This window comes from Microbacterium sp. KKR3/1 (assembly GCF_021272365.1).
GTDB classification, from domain to species: domain Bacteria; phylum Actinomycetota; class Actinomycetes; order Actinomycetales; family Microbacteriaceae; genus Microbacterium; species Microbacterium aurugineum.
Map to the genome: position 1 here is coordinate 978796 of NZ_JAJSDW010000001.1, position 18403 is coordinate 997198.

Here is an 18403-nt window from a genome sequence, read left to right on the forward strand (position 1 = left end):
CGCGCGGTGCAGGTCGCCGAGGCCGGACGGATCGCCGCAGTGCTCCTGGGGGAACATCCGGCTTCGGAGAGCCGCATCGCGCAGGTCAGCGCCGACGGCTCGATCGGGTGGCATTCGGTGAGGCTTCACGAAGAATGCCGGTGCCGCGAGCCGTGGTCCCCATCTCAGCGAGGAACCTCGACGGAGCCCGCTCTCCCCGCCCCGCCGTTCTCGCCCACGACAGCGACAGCGTCCGCGCGGCGCGCGTGACACCGACGTAGGCCAGGCGCCGCTCCTCATCGACCGATTCGAAGCTCGTCGCGTAGGAGATCGGCAACGACCCCTCGGCCCACCCGGCGAGGTGCACGTGGGGCCACTCGAGTCCCTTCGCCGCATGCAGGGTCGACAGGGTCACCGTGCGCATCGTGGGCTCATGCTGGTCTTTCGCGCGGGCCATGAGCGTGTCGCTGAAGCTGCGCAGATCCGCCTCGGGACCGGCATCCTCCGCGAGGCGCAGGATGGCACGACGCGCCTCCCATCCGCCGCGCTGCGCGCCGCCCGCAGCCGGCGGCTCCTCCGTGAGACCGAGCTCGCGCAGAACCCGCTGGACCGCCGGGAGGAACCCGTGCTCGGAGGGAGCCACGGCGGCCGCCCGCAGCGCCAGGATGGCCTGACGCACCTCCGGCATCGCGAAGAAACGAGTACCACCCAGCACCGTCGTCGCGATGCCCTCGGCCGCGAGCGCCTGCTGCAGGACCGCGGACTGGGCGTGCGCACGGTAGAGGACCGCGATCTCCGAGGGCGATGCCCCTGCGGCGAGCTGAGCCGAGATCGAGGCCGCTATCCCCGCGGCCTCCTCGCTCTCGGAGTCGTACGCGGTCACGGTGGGTGCATCGGCCGTGAACTGCTCGCGCGCGGGCACGAGCTCGAGCGCACCGGGGCGTCCGTGCATCAGCGCGTTCGCCACGGTCAGGATCGGCGCCTGGGAACGATAGTTCGTCTCCAACCGCACCACCGTGGCGTCGGGGTGGCGACGCTCGAACTCGAGCAGGAAGCGCTGGTCGGCGCCGGCGAAGGAATAGATCGTCTGGCTGGCGTCTCCGACGACACAGATGTCGTGCCGATCTCCCAGCCAGAGTTCGAGCAGCCGGTTCTGCAGCGGCGAGACGTCTTGGAACTCGTCGACCGTGAAGTGCCGGTACTGCTCGTGGACGGATGCGGCGACCCGCGGCTCCGTCTCCAGCATCCCCGCGCAGGCGAGGAGCACGTCTTCGAAATCGAGCTGACGGCGGTCATCCTTCAATGCTTCGTACCCGCGCATCAGTTCGATGAGCTGACCGGTGTCCACTCCGCTGATCGGACGGTCGAGCGCCGCGTACTGGTCGATCGAGAGCATCGAAACCTTGCGCCACTCGATCTCGGAGGCGATGTCGCGGAGAGTCGCCGTGCTGGGCCGCAACCGGATCGCATCCGCCGCCTGCCCCAGCATCCGTACCTTGTTGTCGATGATCGACGGAGCGGGCGAACCCGCGAGCGTCGGCCAGAAGAAATTCAGTTGCGCGAGCGCGGTCGCGTGAAACGTCCGAGCGGCGACTCCCTCGACACCGAGCGCCCGCAGACGCCCCCTCAGCTCGCCGGCGGCCTTGGCCGTGAACGTGACCGCCATGACGCGGGAGGGCGAATAGGCGCCGGTATCGACGCCGTGGGCGATGCGATGCGTGATGACGCGCGTCTTCCCCGTGCCTGCGCCCGCGAGCACGGCAACGGGTCCGCGCAGGACCGATGCTGCCGCTCGCTGCCGCTCGTCGAGGGCATCGAGTGCGCTCACGCGCGCTCCTCGTACCAGTCGACGATCAACGCGCGGGCGATCGACGCGGGCCCGGGAAGGCCCACCGGCCCCCGCCCTGCCAGCGCGGAGCCGATCTCCGCACGGGAGAACCAGCGCACGTCGATGATCTCCTCACCATCGGCGAGCGCAGCGGACTCCTCGTCCACGACGGCCCGGAAGCCGACCATGAGGGAACGCGGGAACGGCCAGGCCTGCGAGGAGACATACCGCAGCGACGACAGCCGCACGCCCGACTCCTCCTCGATCTCCCGGTGCACGGTCGACTCGAGCGACTCCCCTGCCTCGGTGAACCCGGCGAAACAGGAGTACATGCGACCGCCCCAGTTCGCGTTCGCTCCGAGCAGCAGCCGCTCGCCGTCACGGCTCTCGACCGCGACGATCACCGCCGGGTCGGTGCGGGGGAAGTGCTCGCGAGCGCACACCAGGCACCGTCGTGACCATCCCGCCTGCCGCAGCTCCGTCCCACCCCCGCATGTCGGGCAGAACGGCGCATCGCGGAGCCAGCCGGCGAGGGCGATGGCGCCGATGAGGAGTTCCGACTCCTGATCGTCGATACGGCCGCCGAGGTCGCGGAGCCCGAGCCAGATCTCATCCGGCGCCGCGTCGAGAGAATCGGTCTCCGGAGGGGCTGCGGCGAGGAGCACCACGGCACCGTCGGAATCCCGTCCGAGCAGAGCCCAGGTGGCTTCGACGACGGCCGAGGGAGGAACCCGCAGCAACGTCGAATCGACCACCCGGACGCGCCCTTCACGGACCACGATCACGCGGGTGGCGGGGTCTTCTCGGAGGCGTTCGAGGACGTCCGCCTCATCGCGGAGTTCGGCTGCACGGTCGAGAGACGGGCGCTGACTGGTCATCGACTCCCTCTTTCACGGGCGTGGCGGAGGCGGGACCGCCCCTGAGCCGACCTACCCTGGGGGCATGGGACGCTCTCCTTTCACTCTAGCCGCGGCAGTGACCGCTGCACTGCCCGGGGCGGAGGTCACGGGGGCGCGCCGTCTGAGCGCCGATGGCGATGGACGGTTCGACTCGGCGATCGCCACTCTCACCGACGGCCGTGAGCTCGCGATCCGCGTCGCCGACGATGACGAGACAGCGCGGGAACTGGCTGCCGAAGCGCTCGCCCTGCGCGCGCTGACCGACGGGGCACGCGCCATGCTCCCCTTCCGTGCCCCGGCCTACATCGGCGAGACTCGGCTCGGCGAAGGACGTGCTCTCGTCACCGAACTCCTCCCCGGATTCCAGATCGAGGCGGCCATGGTGCCCGCCGGTCGCGGCGCCGCCGAGTCCATGGGCGCCTCGATCGCCGCCGTCCATGGCCTGCCCACCTCGGTCGTGCGCGGTGCCGGTCTCGCCACGCGCAGCGCCGAGGAGAGCCGCGCAGAGCTGGAGCGCCTGGTCGACACCGCGGCCGCCACCGGTCGCGTCCCCGCGCGCCTCACCGTGCGGTGGCGTGACGCCGTCGCCGACGATGAGCTGTGGCGCTTCGAATCCACCGTCATCCTGGGCGGCGTGCAGGCGACCTCCTTCCTGTTCGACGATCACCCCGAGCGCGGCCCCGAGGTGGTCGGCGTGGTCGGCTGGCACGGCCTCTCGGTAGGAGACCCTGCCCTCGACCTCTCCTGGTTGTCCGCTGCACCGGAGGCCGCTGAAGACGTCCAGCGCGCGTATTCTGACGCGATCGACCGGGCGCCGGACGCCGGCCTCGAGGTGCGCGCCCGCCTTCTCGCCGAGCTGGAGTTCGCACGCTGGCTCGTGCACGGCGACGCGATGCATCGACCTGACATCGTCGACGATGCGGCGTCCCTGCTGGAGGCACTCGCCGAGGGACTGCGCACCGACGACCTCGCCATCATCGACGCCCGAGGTGTCGGCGTCGACTCCGCACTCGATGCTCTCGATCGCGTGCCGAAGGACGCCGTCGCCGAAGTCGACACGTCGATGCACACCGATGCGTACAACCCCGAGGAGCTGTGGGCGGAATCGGCGGACTCGGCGGACGGGGAAGACACGGTGACCGCGTCCTCCGCCGAACCGACCGCGACCGTGCCCGGCGAGCGCGTCGACGACGCCGACCGTCGTGCCGGGATGCTGGATATCGAGACCGAAGACCTCTCCGGGGTCGCGAGCCTGTTCGCCGGGACGAGCGGTCCGGCCGGCGCGCGCGAGGACTCCCACCCGCGTCCCCCGCGGTCCGACGACGAGTACGGCGATTTCGACGAAAACGACTCGGACGAGGCTCAGCGGGCGGCGCGCGCGGCACTCCAGCGCTGGAAGAGCTCTTCCTCGGAGTAGACCCGGTCGCCGCGGATGATCAGGTCATCCGCCACGTAGTACAGCGCGACATCGATCGCCTCCAGCGGCACGTCGTACCGTCGGTGGTATGCGAGTCGATAGAGCGCGAGCTGCAGCATCCGCTCGTCGCGCTCCTTCGCCGTACGCGGAGCCCTGCCCGTCTTCCAGTCGACGATCTCGATGCGGTCACCGCGATCGGCACGCCGGTACACGGCGTCGAGCTTGCAGATGACGATGTGCGCCGCTCCCGCATCGACGTCCGACAACCCGGCGCCGAGGGCGAAGTCGATCTCGATCTCCACCGCGATCGGTCGCAGCGGGCCCCACTCACTGCGCTCGAACGTCGCCTGGAGGACCGCGAGATCAGCGGCATCCGCCGATGCCCCCGGCGCGTCGCTCGCCGCCGTCGCTCCGACCGCGGGATCCGGGGCGACGTCGTCTTCGTCCACCTCCCAGAGCGCCTCATCCACACGCGTGCCGACGCCGACGAGTTCGGATCTCTGTTCCACCCACGCATGGAAGAGGGTGCCGAGGCGGGTCTGTCGGTACGGTCTCTCCGGCATCGGGCGGACGATCGACGATAGGGTGCCGGAGAAATCCGTCACGTAGTCCTTGAACCGCGATGCCGGCACACGGGTCGGGGCCTCGGCATCGTTCCCGCGTTGCCGGGCGGCACGTTCGGCCAACAACCGCGTGAGCTCGATCGACGGCTCGGCGACACCGACACGGACCGCATCGTCGACGGCCCTCGCTGCCGCCGAGACGGTCGCGCGCCGGGCACCCAGCGGGTCGAGCGGCCAATGCAGGGTCGATCCGGGACCGTCGTATGGGTTGTCGTCGGGATCCACCGGGGCGATCGGCTCGACTCCCACCACTTCCATCGCCTCGACCAGGTACGGACTCGGCGTCCGTGGCGCCTTCTGGCCCGCCCAATGTGCGCCGCTGAGCAGGAGATCGGTCCGCGCACGTGTCACTGCGACGTAGGCGAGACGCCGCTCCTCCTGCTGCTGATACGCCCGGTACGCGTCCTTGAAGCGCTTGAGGGCGCCGCCCAGCGGATTCGCCTTCGTCGCGCCGCCTGACAATGAAGCCTGCGCGAGCTTCTGCCTCTTCTGCGGATCCGCCTCCTTCCCCATCGCCTCGACAGGGTCCCACTCGAAGCGAGGGAGCGCATCCCGATCACCGCGGAGGGCGAACGGAACCACACCGAAGCCGAACCACCCCGAGGTGTCGGAGACACGGCTGGGGAGCTCGTCGACCACGAGACGCACGACGGCGACCGCATCCCATTCCAGGCCCTTCGAGCCGTGGATGGTCAGCAGCTGCACGACACCCGGCTCCGGAGGCTCAGGGCGCGGCATCAGCTCGTCGGTGCTCTCGGCCTTGTCAAGCCACGCCAACAGGCTCCCGATGCTCCCCCGCTCGTCGGCCGCGAGGAAGGCCCGCACCTCGTCCGTGAACGCCCGCAGTTGCGTGGCGGCGATCCGGGCCGGGCCTCGTGTCTCGTTGGCGGCCAGTTCGATGTCGAGTCGGAGCTCGAGTTCGATGAGACGGATCAGTTCCGGGATCGGTTGCGACGCTGCCCGCCGGAGCCGTTCCAGCATCTCCCCTGCGGCACGGACGCGTGCACGTCCGTCCGGGCTGATCGTCTCGAGCAGACGGTAGTCATCACGCACCGCGCGCACCACGTCGACCGCATCGACGATGGACACCGCCTCATCGGCACCGCGCGAGGAACGCAACCGCACGCGCACCTCTTCCGGAAGCGGTGCCAACGCGGTGTCCCGCTCCGAGAGCGCGCGACCGAGGTCGTAGAGGGCGGCCATGTCGGCGACCCCCACCCCGAAGCGGGGTCCCGTGAGGAGGCGGATCAGGGCGGACCCCGCCGTGGGGTCGTGCACGACCTTGAGCGTCGAGACGACATCGACCACCTCGGGAGTCGCGAGCAGCCCGCCCAGGCCGAGGATGCGGTGCGGGATGCCGCGAGCGGCGAGCGCAGCCGCAAAAGTCTGCATGTGACGCTTCGACCGGAACAGGATCGCACCGGTGTGCGGGCGCAGACTCTGCGCGGCGCCGACCCCGCGCGCCTCATGCTCCTCCCTCCGCGCGGCGAACCAATCCGCGACGGCGGAGGCCTCGTCATCGACCGTGAACGCGTACTCGACGGACACCGAGCCGTCCCCTGCTCCGGGACGAGGCTCGAGGGGCGGCACGTCGAGTCCCGGCCGCTGCAGGGGCTCGAGCACACGGTTGGCGATGCCGAGGATGCCGCGGTCGTTGCGCCAGCTCGTCATGAGGCTGTAGGTCTGCGCCGTTCCGGTGCTCGAGAACGTCCTCGAGAAGGCGTAGAGGTTGTCGGCGCTCGCACCGCGCCAGCCGTAGATGGACTGGTGGGGGTCGCCGACCGCCATCACCGCGGAGTCCCGGAAGAGTTCGGCGAGGAAGCGGGTCTGGATGACCGACGTGTCCTGGTACTCGTCGAGCAGCACGACACGATGCTGCTCCCGAAGCTCGTCGCGCACGTCGGGCGCGGACTCGACGATGTCGTATGCACCGCCCACCTGATCGGCGAAGTCGAGCACGCCGCGGCGCTCCTTCTCGGCGATGTAGTCACGCACCAGACGAGCGAGCGTCGGCAGGCTGAGCAGGTTCACAGCCGCCTTCTCCACGTCGGCATTGCCCCGGTAGGGCGCGAAGGCGAGTGCCTGGTCCCGCGCGATCCGTTCTGCCACCTCCAGGTCGACTCGATGGTCGAGGGCGTCGCCGGCGAGGCGCTGGACCGCGTCGATGATCGTGCCGAGCGCGAAGTCGATGTTCTCCAGCTCAGGAAGATCGCTGCGGAGCACGACCTCACGGGCGAGCATCCAGGAGGCGGCCTGGCTGAGCATGGCCACGTCGGGATCACGGCCGATGCGCGCAGCATGTTCGCGGACGATCCCGTCGGCGAAGGCGTTGTAAGTCGACACCCGCGGACGGATCATCACGTCTTCCGCCGCGCGAGGAATGGCGGGGTCCCACCCGGTGCTGTGATGAGCGGCGAGCTCGTCGAGGACATGCCTGCGCACCACCTCGCGCTGCCGGCCCTCAGCGGACTCCTCGACCCGGCGAAGGGAGCCGTCGGCCACGATCTGCGCCAGATGGGGCAGCAGGCCCCGGTGGCCGTACTCGTCGATGACCGCCAAGCGGTGGCCTATCCGTTCCGCGAGTTCTCCCGCAGCCTTGCGGGTGAACGTGAGTCCGAGGATCTCGTCACGTCGTACGTGCCCGTTCGCGACGAGCCACACCACTCGCCCGGACATGGTCTCGGTCTTGCCGCTGCCTGCTCCGGCGACGACGAGCGCCGGCTCCGGGGGCGCCTCGATCACCCGCTGCTGCGCGGGTGTGGGCGGAGGCTGTCCGAGCGCGGCCGCGATGTCGGTCGCCGAGATCCCCTCGCCGCCGCTCCACCCGGTCATGCGCTCACCGCCGGGACTGTGTGGATGCGACACGGATGCACGCGGCGCTGGGTGTCGGCGCAGTGCGACTCGACCTGCGCCGTGAAGCTCGACGCCGACATGCCGCGGGCGGCATCCGAGACGCGGCGCAGGAAGGCCGCCCGCGATTCGTCGCTGAGCGTGTGCTGATGCGCGATGCGGTACTCGCTCTTGGCAAGCGTCTTGGAGACGATCACGAGACGTGCCCCGGCCAACGACCCCGGCGGAGCGTCCACCACCAGGCCCTGCTGGACGGCGACCTGATAGGCCGCGAGCTGCGCGTGCTCGCGCACACCGGGATCCGACTCAGGGTCGTTCTTCCCGGTCTTCAGATCGACCACCACGATGCGGCCGTCCGGGCCGCCAGACATCCGTTCCCAGCCGCGTCCGCGTGCGGCGCCGTGCTCGCCCGCATCCGGCGGATACGCCTCGACGCGATCGATGTACCCGTGGATGATCGCCTGGTTCGCGCGGTCGTCCCCGACGGGATGCACGGCGGGCACCGCGTGCGCATCGCCCTCAGCCACCATGTCGACGGCGAAACGGAACTCCACCTCGCTGCCGAGGACCCGCCCGCCTTCGCGGCGCACCTCGCCGAGATACGTGTGCAGGCGCCCGACGAGCAGATCGGCGCGTCGACGCTCCTTGCGGCCGATCCACTCGGTCTCGAAGTCGAGTTCCGGCCATCGCTCCGCGACGATCGCACGCATCTGCTCGACATCGCCGTCGGGCACCCGCTCCATCGCCTCGTGCACGATCGTGCCGATCCCCGCCGTCGGCGGCATCACCGTGTCTCCGCCGAGAGCCGAGATGACCCAGTTGAGTCCGCACTCCTCGAAGGACTCCATCTTCGAGGGCGAGACCCGCGCGCCGTCGACGGCGAGATCGCGCAGCGGCGCCTGCGTGGAGGGGGCCGTGACGCCGTACCACTCGGCGGGGTCGGCGCCCGGCACGCCTTCTCGGGCGAGGACGGCGAGCTGGCCTGCCGCGTCACGTCTGAGCGAATCCGAGTGCGCCGTGGTCAGCGTCCGTCGGTACCGGGCGACCAGCCCCCGCAAAGTGAGCGGATGCTCGGCCGATGCGTGGCGCTCCGGCGGGTGCGGGGCGGGCAGGAAGGCGAAGAACGGGCTCGGAGTGAGGTCGTCGTCATCGACCGCGGTGATCAGGAGTCGCTTCCGTGCCCGCGATACGGCTCGCACGAACAGGCGGAGCTCGTCATGCAACGCTGCCCGCCGGCGGTCCAGCACCCCGGGCGGTTCGATGCTCACGCCGGTGCGAGCGGCTTCGAGCGCATCGGCCAGACGCCAGGTCTGCAGCAGACCGCCGCGGAGACGGACGTTGGGCCAGACGCCGTCCTGCACCCCGGCGACGACGACGGCGTCGAACTCCGTGCCGAGCGCCGTGGCCGGAGTCAGCAACGTGACCTTGCCAGGACGGTCCGGGGTCGACAGGGAATCCTCGGGGACCTCGCTGTCGAGGACGTCGCGCACGAAGACCTCGGGCTTCTCGTTCGGAGTGCGCTCGACGAAGCGCTTCGCCGCGTCGAAGAGCGAGACGAGCGCGTCGAGCGAACGGGCCGTCTCCGCTCCGGTGGGCAGCAGGGAGATCTCGCGCCACGCCACCTGCAGACGCCGACCGTCGACGGCACGAGCCTGCTCCCACACCCGCCACAGCAGATCGTGGATCGTCTCCCCCTGGTCGGCGGCACGCGCCACCGCCTCGATCGTCTCCGCGAAGCGCTCGGCGGAGCGGGATTCCGGCGAGTCGATGAGCGTCAGGTGGCTGGGGTTCGCCATCGCCTGGCGCAGCAGCTCGCGCGCAGGCGTCGACCCGCCCTGTGCGAGTTCGATGTGCCGGAGGCGGGCGCGGAGACGGCGGAGCCCGATCGCGTCCATCCCCCCGAACGGGGTGCGCAGTGCCTCCTCCAGCGCCTCCGGGGTGCGCTCCTCGACCGGCGTCAACGCGAGGCGCACGATGCCGACGATGTCACGCACGATCCCTTCGCTCCCGAGCGGACGCTGCACACCGGCGGCGCGCGTGGGGACCTCCCTGGCCGCGAGCTCGGTCTCCAGCGTGGTCACCTGACGGGTGTCGTGAGCGATGACGGCCATCCGATCCCAGCGGATTCCCTCGGACAGATGCCAGTCGCGCATCACACCGGCGATGCGGTCCAGCTCTTCGTAGGGAGACGGGGCGACGAAGGTCGACACGTGCGCATCGACCACCTCCGGGTCGACGGGCACCGGTGCGCGGCGATGCTCGACGCGTCCGGAGACTCCGATCGCCTGTGTGACGGTGCGAGTCAAGGCGGTGAGCGCCGGATGCTGCCGGTGCGCGCCGTCGAGCACATGCACCTCGCCGACGGCACCGGCGAGCTGCGCGAAGAGCTCCGGGCTCGCGCCACGGAACGACCCGGATGAGATATCGGGATCGCCGAACGCCAGCACCGCGATGCCCCGCCCCCGCAACGCTCTGACGACATCGATCCCTCCGCGGGTGAGCTCCTGTGCGTCATCGATCAGCACGACGCGCAACGGCGCGAGCGGGCCGAGCGTCGCCGCCTCGGCCGAGCGCAGGATGGCAGCTGCCTCGCTGAGCAGGTCCGCGGCGTCGCGGTGGGCGGAACGCAGAGCGTCGAGTACCGTCCGGTACTCGACGAGGAACTCCGCGGCTGCCACCCACACATCGTTCCCCGATGCGCGGAGCTCGTCCGGCCGGGCCCCGATCTCGGTGCACTCCGCGAGGAACGCGCGGAGCTCCGAACGGAATCCCTTCGACGCGCGCACCGAACTGCTGAGCGCGTCCGGCCAGGGGATGCGACCGTCTTCGGTGTCACCGGCGAGCAGATCCGCGATGATGCGGTCCTGGTCGGCTCCGGTGAGCAGCGCAGGCGGCTCCTCTCCCTCGCGCACCATCGCCCCCCGGACCAGCTGGAAGGCGAAGGAGCCGAGCGAACGCGCCAACGGCCCCGGGGTCGCCTGCCCGATGCGGACACCGATCCGGTCACGCAGTGCGGTTGCGGCCTGGCGGCTCGGCGTGAGTGCCAGCACCTGCTCGGGTCGCAGATCGGCCGCGTCGAGCAGGTGCACGACGCGGTCGACGAGCGTTCGCGTCTTCCCTGTTCCCGGCGCCCCGATGATGACACCGGAGGCGAACGGCTCGGCGGCGATCACAGCTCGCTGCGCGGCATCCGGTGTCATGCCCTCCACGCTATCCGGACGCGGGGACATCGTCGTGCGCGCATGCACGCGACACCCTCGCGACCCGCCACCCCCGGCCTGTGCGCTCACGGCGAAACCGACGCGGGGTGCCGATCCCGCCCGATTCCCGCGGGGTAGAGTTGGGCCAGTCCCCGAACTTCAAGGAGCACGCGTGGAAATCCGCATCGGCATCATCAACACCGGCCGCGAACTGAGCTTCGACACCGGCGTGAGCGCAGACGAGGTCCGCACCCAGGTCACCACGGCGCTGGAGCAGAACGCCACGCACGTGAGCTTCGCCGATGTGAAGGGCAACTCCTACATCGTCCCCACGGCGAACCTCGCCTACATCGAACTGGGCACCGAGGAATCGCGTCGCGTCGGCTTCGTCGCCTGAGCAGACGATGTACATCCTGCTCGCACTGATCGGCGCGTGTGCCCTGGGCATCGCGGTGCATTTCCTGATCTCCGGGCGCGAGCTGCGCGGAGTGGCGCTCGCGCCCGCCGTGGCGACAGCGGTCTCAGCGATCACCTACACGGGCCTGCAGTGGGCCGGCGTCGGTGAGGACAGCATCTGGCTGTGGCTCGCGAGCGTGCTCGGTGCTCCCGTCGTCGCCGCGCTGGTGACGGTGGCGATCACCGGAATGCGCAAGCGGTCCGATGCAGATGCCAAGGCGGCACTCGGCATCTGACGGGCAGCCTAGGACGCGAGGCCCATCGCATCCATCCGGCGCGCGTGCGCGCCCATGAGTTCGGTGTAGACCGGCTCGACGCGCTCGTCGTCGACCTGGAGCAGCTCCGGCCGCAGCGCGGAACGGCAGACCAGGATGGTGTCACCGACGAGGCGCCGCGCCCACATCGACAGCAGGGACCGCCACTCCTCATCGCTCTCGATCGTCTCCTGGATGATCGCGACGATCTCATGGCCGGCATCGTCTTCGCGGAGGATCTCCGCCACCCGACGACCGGTCTCGCCGTAGCTCGATGCGAGCGCGAGGTAGAAGTCGTCGAGCATCCCGGCGGTGATGTACACGGCGAGGAGCGTCTCCCGGGGTCGCGCACCGATCGTCTTGCGTCGAAACGCGTCGAGGTTCTCGCGGAACGGCAGCATCACCTGCGTCGGGTCGCCACCGCGCTCGGCGATGACCTCCACGATCCCGCGATGCTTCGTCAACGCCGCCCCGGCCGCACGCGACAGGGACTCCTTCTCGGAAAGCTCCGGGGTCGCCCGGATGAGCCTGGTGAGCGTCTCGAAGTAGCCGAGTTGCAGGTACGCGGCCTGACCGAGGAACCGATCGAGCTCGGGGGCGAGTTCGGCGAAGTCGACCCTCGTCGCATCGCTCTGCTCGCCTCGGCTGCGCAGGGTGAGGATTCGCCGTGGCGCGTCATCGCGCTGCCAGAACCACTTAACCACGAGGTCTTCCTCCCGAGTCCACCACGAGATTCACAATACCCGCGCGGGGCCCTCCTTCCTGGTCCGCACCACCCCTCCGGTAGGCTGGGCGTGTCCCCGCCGTCGGAGCGGGGCCCCGCGCCTGTGGCACAAGAGACGGCGTGGATCCGTTTACGTGGCGGTCCCCCAGGGTCGCCGGACAGGCAATCTGAATAAAGTGACAACTTTCGCCGATCTCGGCATCGATCAGGACATCGTCGACGCACTCGCGGCCAAGGGCATCATCGATGCCTTCCCGATCCAGGAGCAGACCATCCCTCTCGGCCTTCCGGGGCAGGACATCATCGGCCAGGCGAAGACCGGCACGGGAAAGACCTTCGGGTTCGGCATCCCCGTCGTGCAGCGCCTCGGCAAGGACCCGGAGCACGGCGTCAAAGCACTCATCGTCGTCCCGACCCGCGAGCTCGCCGTGCAGGTCTACGAAGACATCGACCTGCTCACCAGCAACCGCTCCACCAGCGTCGTCGCCATCTACGGAGGCAAGGCGTACGAGGGTCAGATCGACCAGCTCAAGGCGGGCGCGCAGATCGTGGTCGGCACTCCCGGCCGCCTGATCGACCTTGCGGGCCAGCGCCTGCTCGACCTCTCCAACGCGACGGAGGTCGTGCTCGACGAGGCCGACAAGATGCTCGACCTCGGCTTCCTCGCCGACATCGAGAAGATCTTCCAGAAGGTCCCGGCCGTCCGCCACACGCAGCTGTTCTCGGCGACCATGCCCGGCCCGATCGTGGCCCTCGCCCGCCGCTTCATGTCGAACCCGATCCACATCCGCGCCAACGACCCCGACGAGGGCCTCACCCAGGCCAACATCAAGCACCTCGTCTACCGCGCGCACTCGATGGACAAGGACGAGATCATCGCTCGCATCCTCCAGGCCGAGGGCCGCGGCAAGACCGTGATCTTCACGCGTACCAAGCGCGCGGCACAGCGCCTCGTCGACGAGCTCAACGACCGCGGCTTCAACGTCGGCGGCGTGCACGGCGACATGGGACAGGACCAGCGCGAGCGCTCGATGGCCGCGTTCAAGGCAGGCAAGCGTGACGTTCTCGTCGCGACCGACGTGGCCGCCCGTGGCATCGACGTCGACGACGTGACGCACGTCATCAACCACACCATCCCCGACGAGGACAAGACGTACCTGCACCGCGCCGGCCGCACGGGGCGTGCAGGCAAGACCGGCATCGCGGTCACGTTCGTCGACTGGGAGGACCTGCACAAGTGGGCCCTCATCAACCGCGCGCTCGAGTTCGGTCAGCCGGAGCCCGTCGAGACCTACTCGTCGAGCCCTCACCTGTACGAAGACCTGGACATTCCGCAGGGCACGAAGGGCCGCCTCGTGTCCACGCCGAAGACCGAATCCGTGAAGACCGAGCGCACCCGTCGGCCCGAGCGCGCCGCGGACGCCGCCGCGGAAGGCACCGACGAGACCGGGACGCGTCGCCGTCGCCGTCGTCGCAACAGCGCGACTCCGCTCGGCTCGACCTTCACCGAAGGTGCGTCGGGGGCCACCACGGGCGAAGGACAGTCCGCTCCGGCCGCAGACCGCAGCGCCGAGGGCGCCGGCACCCACGACGGGGCGGGCAAGGAGCACCACGACGGCAAGCCCGCGCCGGCGCGCCGGCGCCGTCGCCGCCGTGGAGGTTCCGGCGCAGGCGCAGCTCCGGTCACCGGAGCCTGACACCTCGACCTCTCAGAAGGGCGCGTGCCGCGGACGAAGTCCGCAGCACGCGCCCTTCGTCGTCGCCGCCGCTCAGCGAAGAGAGGCCGCCCGCTCCCCGTGGAGTATCGCCGCAGGAACCTGCGGCGGATAGACCCACGCGACCAGCACGACCGAGATGATCATGAGCAGGAACCACGAACTCAGCTTGCTCGGCGAGACCGGCTGCCATCCCGCCGCCTGATCGGGGTATGCCCATGCGCCTGCCCAGGTGCCGATGTTCTCCGCCAGGTAGATGAAGACGGCGACTCCGACGAACACGACGAGCAGCGGGATCCGGATCGTCCGACGCCAGATACGCGCGTGCATCACCGTCGGCAGCCACAGCACGATGACGGCAGCCAGCAGGATCCACCGCGCATCCCACAACCAATGGTGTGCGAAGAAGTTCACGTAGATCGCGATCGCGAGGATCGCGGTCATCCACCGCTGGGGGTATCGCGTGAAGCCGAGGTCGAAGAGCCGGTAGACGCGCACCATGTAAGAACCGACAGCGGCATACATGAACCCGCTGAACAGCGGCACTCCACCGATGCGCAGGAAGCCGTCCGCGGCATACGCCCAGGAGCCGACATCGGTCTTGAACAGTTCCATCACGGTTCCGGTGAGGTGGAACAGGACGATCACCCACAGCTCTCGTCCGCTCTCCCAGCGGAACACGAGCATGGCCACCTGGATGAGCACGGCGGCGATGGTGAGGGCATCGTCGCGCGCGAGCGCCGCATCCGGCGGGTACCAGAACCGCGCCGCGACGATCACGAGCAACAGCGTGGCCCCGAACACGCACGCCCATGCCTGCTTGACCACGAACACCGCGAACTCGATCAGGCCGGCGCGGAAGCCGCTCTTCGGGGCGCCGAGCAGCAGGCGGTGGGCCCACGCATCGACACGGCGTTCCACGGACGTCGCTCGTTGCATGCTCGGAATGTAGCGCTCCCGGTCGACAGGTCACCGGGAGTATCCCGACAGTATCCCGACCGTCAGGGGAAGCGCGGGGCGATGCCGGTGCCCTGCGCCAGGAGGCGGGCGACCATCTCGTCGGACGTCGTGTTCTCCCCCGGACGGTTCGGCTTGCCGCTGCCGTGATAGTCGCTGGACCCCGTGACGATGAGGTCGTGCTTCTGCGCCAGCTCGCGCAGCATCCGCTTGCCCGCTTCGGTGTTCTCGCGGTGATCGACCTCGAAGCCGCCGAGTCCGGCCGCGATCAGCCGCTCGATGTACGGGACGGGCATCATCCGGTCGCGACCCGCGGTGACCGGGTGGGCGATGATCGCCACTCCCCCGGCTTGCGTGATCAGTCGCACCGCGGTCAGCGGATTCGGGGCGTAGTGCGGCTCGTAGTATCCCTCGCGCGGATGCAGGATCCCGTCGAACGCCTCCGTGCGATCGCGCACGATGCCTCTCGCCACGAGAGCGTCCGCGATGTGAGGGCGCCCGACCGTCGCATCCAGAGCCGTCTGCGCGACCACGTCATCCCAGTGCAGGTCGTAGTCCCGTCCGATGTTGCGCACGATCCGCTCCGCGCGCCCGATCCGATCCCCGCGGATGCGATCGGTCTCGGCCTGCAGAGCCGGGTCTCCGGGATCGAAGAGGTAGCCGAGCACGTGCACGCTGCGCCACTCGTGCTTCGCCGACAGCTCCATCCCGGGGATGAACGTCATGCCGAGCGCGACGGCGGCGTCACCGGCCTCATCCCACCCGGTGGAGCGATCGTGATCGGTGAGCGCCACGGTGCGGATCCCGTGCGCGTGCGCCTGCCTGATCACCTCGGCCGGCGCCTCCGTCCCGTCGGACTGGTTGGAGTGCAGGTGCAGGTCGGCGGGACCGGCGAACCCGGCGGACGGAGAGGCCATCCTCAGAGCGTACCGAGGGCGACGGCCAGTGGGCGCGGAGGCACACGGAAGCGGATGTCGGGGCAGGGACTTCACAGGCGGCGCTCCTAGGCTTGAGGGGATGTTTCGACTACTGGGGATCCTCTTCACCGTCCTGCTCGCGATCGCGACGGCGATCGTCGTGTGGCCGCAGTTCTTCCGTCTCGAGCAGACCTATCCGTTCGCGCAGCTGGTGTCCGCGCGCGGCCTGGTCCTCGGCGGATTCCTGGTGATCGCCGTGCTCGCGCTCCTGCTGCTCTTCGCTCGTCCTCTGCGCGGATTCGCCGCGTCGGTCCTCATCATCGCGCTGCTGGGTGCGGGGGCGACCGGCGTCATCGGAGCGACCCGCGGCTTCGGCACCACCGAGCTCCCGCAGAAGACGGAGAGCAGCATCCGGGTGCTGACCTGGAACACGGCGGGCGAAGCCGTGTCCGCCGAGGTGATCGCCCAGCAGATCCTCGCTCAGGGCGCCGATGTCGTGGCACTGCCGGAGACGACCGAGGACGTCGGCGAGCGCATCGCGATCATGTTGCGCGAGCAGGGGCATCCGATGTGGGTGCACCACGTGCAGTTCCGCCCCGATGTGCCCAACGGCCCCCAGTCCTGGCACACCACGGTGCTGGTGGCCCCCGACCTCGGCGAGTACTCGGTGATCGAATCCTCGAAGGACGGCAGCAGCAACACGGGATCCGTGCCGAGTGTCGTGCTGATGCCGGTCGACGGCTCCGGACCCACGATCGTCGCCGTGCATGCCGTCGCTCCCCGTGTGGAGGAGATGCAGCAGTGGCAGAGCGATCTGCAGTGGATCGCCGATCAGTGTCCGCAGGGCGACTTCATCCTGGCGGGAGACTTCAATGCGACGATCGATCACATGGCGCCTCTCGGAGTGGACGGTGGTGACATCGGATACTGCCGCGATGTCGCGTCGCGCACCGGCAACGGTCTCGCGGGAACGTGGCCGAGCTCGCTCCCGCCCCTCGCCGGGGCGCCGATCGATCACGTGATGGCCTCGCCGAACTGGACACCGACGGGCTCGGTCGTCCTCGGCGATGCCGGGGGCAGCGACCACCGCGCGCTCGTCGTCCAGCTGGAGCCGGCCGGCTGAACTCCCGAAACACGCCCTGCAGGTGACAGACTGGAGGGATGAGCACCGGAGAACGCGACACGATCGCAGAGCCCACCGTCGAAGCGTCTGTCGAGAACAGCAACACGAACCGCAAGCAGCCCTTCCCGCAGGGGTTCCTCGACACCATCTCGACGGGATGGGCCGAGCGTCCGGAAACCCTTCCCGCTCCGCGTGCGCAGGCACCGTACGCCGCCGCCCGTCGAGCCGCGGTCTCTGCCGCCTTCCCCGGGAAGCGTCTCGTCATCCCCGCAGGATCGCTCAAGCAGCGCAGCAACGACACCGACTACGTCTTCCGGGCACACTCCGCCTTCGCCCACCTCACGGGGTGGGCCGCGGATGCCGAGCCCGACTCGGTCCTGGTCTTCGCGCCGACCGACACGGGTCACGACGTCACCCTCTTCTTCCGCGAGCGCGCCGACCGCACCACGACGGAGTTCTACGCCGACGCCACGATCGGTGAGTTCTGGATCGGCCCACGCCCGTCCCTGGACGGTGTCGCGGCCGACCTGGAGATCGCGACCGCCCATCTCCACGAGCTCGAGGCCGTGGAGGGAGAGCTCGTGCTCGACGAGGACGAGACCCTCACCCGTTTCGTGTCCGAGCTGCGCCTCATCAAGGACGAGTTCGAGATCGCCGAGATGCGCCGTGCCGTCGAGATCACCGCGAACGGCTTCGACGACATCGTCCGCGAGCTTCCGTCCGCCGTCGCGCACGCCCGCGGCGAACGTGTCGTGGAGGGTGTCTTCCACCGCCGCGCCCGTGAAGACGGCAACGGCGAGGGCTACGACACGATCGCGGCATCCGGTCCGCACGCCTGCTACCTGCACTGGACCCGCAACGACGGCACCGTGGCCCCGGGCGATCTGATCCTCGTCGACGCCGGTGTCGAAGCCGACAGCCTGTACACGGCGGACATCACCCGTACGCTGCCCGTCTCGGGAACCTTCACCGAGGTGCAGCGCCGGGTGTACGAGACCGTGCGCGAGGCCGCCGACGCCGCATTCGCCGCTGCACGGGTGGGCGTCCGTTTCCGCGACGTGCACGCGGCCGCCATGAAGGTCATCGCTGCACGCACCGCGGAGTGGGGCCTGCTGCCGGTGACCGCCGACGAGGCGATCGACGCGGACAAGGGGGGCCAGCACCGTCGGTACATGGTGCACGGCACCTCCCACCACCTCGGCATCGACGTGCATGACTGCGCCCAGGCGCGCCGCGAGATGTACTACGACGGCGTCCTGACGCCCGGCATGGTGTTCACGATCGAGCCCGGGCTGTACTTCCAGATCGACGACCTGACGGTGCCCGCAGAGCTCCGCGGCATCGGCGTGCGGATCGAGGACGACATCCTGATGACCGAGGACGGCCCCGTGAACCTCTCGGCCGGCATCCCCCGCACGGCCGACGAGGTCGAAGCATGGATCGCCCGGCTCCAGAGCTGAC

The 18403-nt window shown here is 69.7% G+C and carries 13 protein-coding genes; 6 read left to right on the top strand and 7 right to left on the bottom strand.

The features are described from left to right. Positions 1-85: 85 nt before the first annotated feature. Together LVJ59_RS04725 and nudC are read right to left on the bottom strand one after the other, a co-directional pair. The gene (locus tag LVJ59_RS04725) at positions 86-1807 is read right to left on the bottom strand and encodes an ATP-dependent helicase (RefSeq protein WP_232762183.1); all 1722 of its coding nucleotides are present in this window, start codon (positions 1805-1807) and stop codon (positions 86-88) included. Beyond that, positions 1804-2685, bottom strand: a complete 882-nt coding sequence (gene nudC, locus LVJ59_RS04730; RefSeq protein ID WP_131491923.1) for an NAD(+) diphosphatase — start codon at positions 2683-2685, stop codon at positions 1804-1806. Before nudC ends, LVJ59_RS04725 begins: the two co-directional genes overlap by 4 nt. 64 nt (positions 2686-2749) lie before the next feature. On the opposite strand from nudC, the gene LVJ59_RS04735 reads away from it, so the two are divergent. Beyond that, positions 2750-4123 (top strand): phosphotransferase, encoded by a 1374-nt coding sequence (locus LVJ59_RS04735; protein ID WP_232762184.1) that lies wholly within the window; start codon positions 2750-2752, stop codon positions 4121-4123. On the opposite strand, the gene LVJ59_RS04740 is transcribed toward LVJ59_RS04735, so the two are convergent. Both LVJ59_RS04740 and LVJ59_RS04745 read right to left on the bottom strand, forming a co-directional pair. Continuing rightward, positions 4069-7578, bottom strand: coding sequence for an ATP-dependent DNA helicase (locus LVJ59_RS04740; RefSeq protein WP_232762185.1), 3510 nt, complete (start codon positions 7576-7578; stop codon positions 4069-4071). The genes LVJ59_RS04735 and LVJ59_RS04740 overlap by 55 nt on opposite strands. Then, entirely contained in the window at positions 7575-10796 is a 3222-nt protein-coding gene (locus tag LVJ59_RS04745) for an ATP-dependent DNA helicase (RefSeq protein WP_232762186.1), read from the bottom strand. Before LVJ59_RS04745 ends, LVJ59_RS04740 begins: the two co-directional genes overlap by 4 nt. A gap of 172 nt (positions 10797-10968) precedes the next feature. On the opposite strand from LVJ59_RS04745, the gene LVJ59_RS04750 reads away from it, so the two are divergent. Together LVJ59_RS04750 and LVJ59_RS04755 are read left to right on the top strand one after the other, a co-directional pair. Further along, a complete protein-coding gene (locus tag LVJ59_RS04750; protein ID WP_131491920.1) occupies positions 10969-11193 on the top strand; it encodes a DUF3107 domain-containing protein in 225 nt (74 codons plus the stop codon). Between the two features lie 7 nt (positions 11194-11200). After that, positions 11201-11488 carry a hypothetical protein gene (locus tag LVJ59_RS04755; protein ID WP_131491919.1) on the top strand — a complete coding sequence of 96 codons (288 nt, stop codon included), beginning with the start codon at positions 11201-11203 and terminating at the stop codon, positions 11486-11488. Positions 11489-11496: 8 nt separating this feature from the next. On the opposite strand, the gene LVJ59_RS04760 is transcribed toward LVJ59_RS04755, so the two are convergent. Then, entirely contained in the window at positions 11497-12210 is a 714-nt protein-coding gene (locus tag LVJ59_RS04760) for a ferritin-like fold-containing protein (RefSeq protein ID WP_047523057.1), read from the bottom strand. Positions 12211-12406: 196 nt separating this feature from the next. Here LVJ59_RS04760 and LVJ59_RS04765 point away from each other — a divergent pair, with 196 nt between their 5' ends. Then, a complete protein-coding gene (locus LVJ59_RS04765; RefSeq protein ID WP_232762187.1) occupies positions 12407-13927 on the top strand; it encodes a DEAD/DEAH box helicase in 1521 nt (506 codons plus the stop codon). Positions 13928-13999: 72 nt separating this feature from the next. Here LVJ59_RS04765 and LVJ59_RS04770 read toward each other — a convergent pair whose 3' ends face one another. Further along, positions 14000-14884: a DUF817 domain-containing protein gene (locus LVJ59_RS04770; RefSeq protein ID WP_232762188.1), complete on the bottom strand. Its 885-nt coding sequence runs from the start codon at positions 14882-14884 to the stop codon at positions 14000-14002. Positions 14885-14946: 62 nt separating this feature from the next. Beyond that, positions 14947-15819: a PHP domain-containing protein gene (locus tag LVJ59_RS04775; RefSeq protein ID WP_232762189.1), complete on the bottom strand. Its 873-nt coding sequence runs from the start codon at positions 15817-15819 to the stop codon at positions 14947-14949. A gap of 100 nt (positions 15820-15919) precedes the next feature. On the opposite strand from LVJ59_RS04775, the gene LVJ59_RS04780 reads away from it, so the two are divergent. Both LVJ59_RS04780 and LVJ59_RS04785 read left to right on the top strand, forming a co-directional pair. Further along, positions 15920-16942 carry an endonuclease/exonuclease/phosphatase family protein gene (locus LVJ59_RS04780; RefSeq protein ID WP_232762190.1) on the top strand — a complete coding sequence of 341 codons (1023 nt, stop codon included), beginning with the start codon at positions 15920-15922 and terminating at the stop codon, positions 16940-16942. Between the two features lie 38 nt (positions 16943-16980). Next, a complete protein-coding gene (locus LVJ59_RS04785) occupies positions 16981-18402 on the top strand; it encodes an aminopeptidase P family protein (RefSeq protein ID WP_232762191.1) in 1422 nt (473 codons plus the stop codon). Position 18403 lies beyond the last annotated feature (1 nt).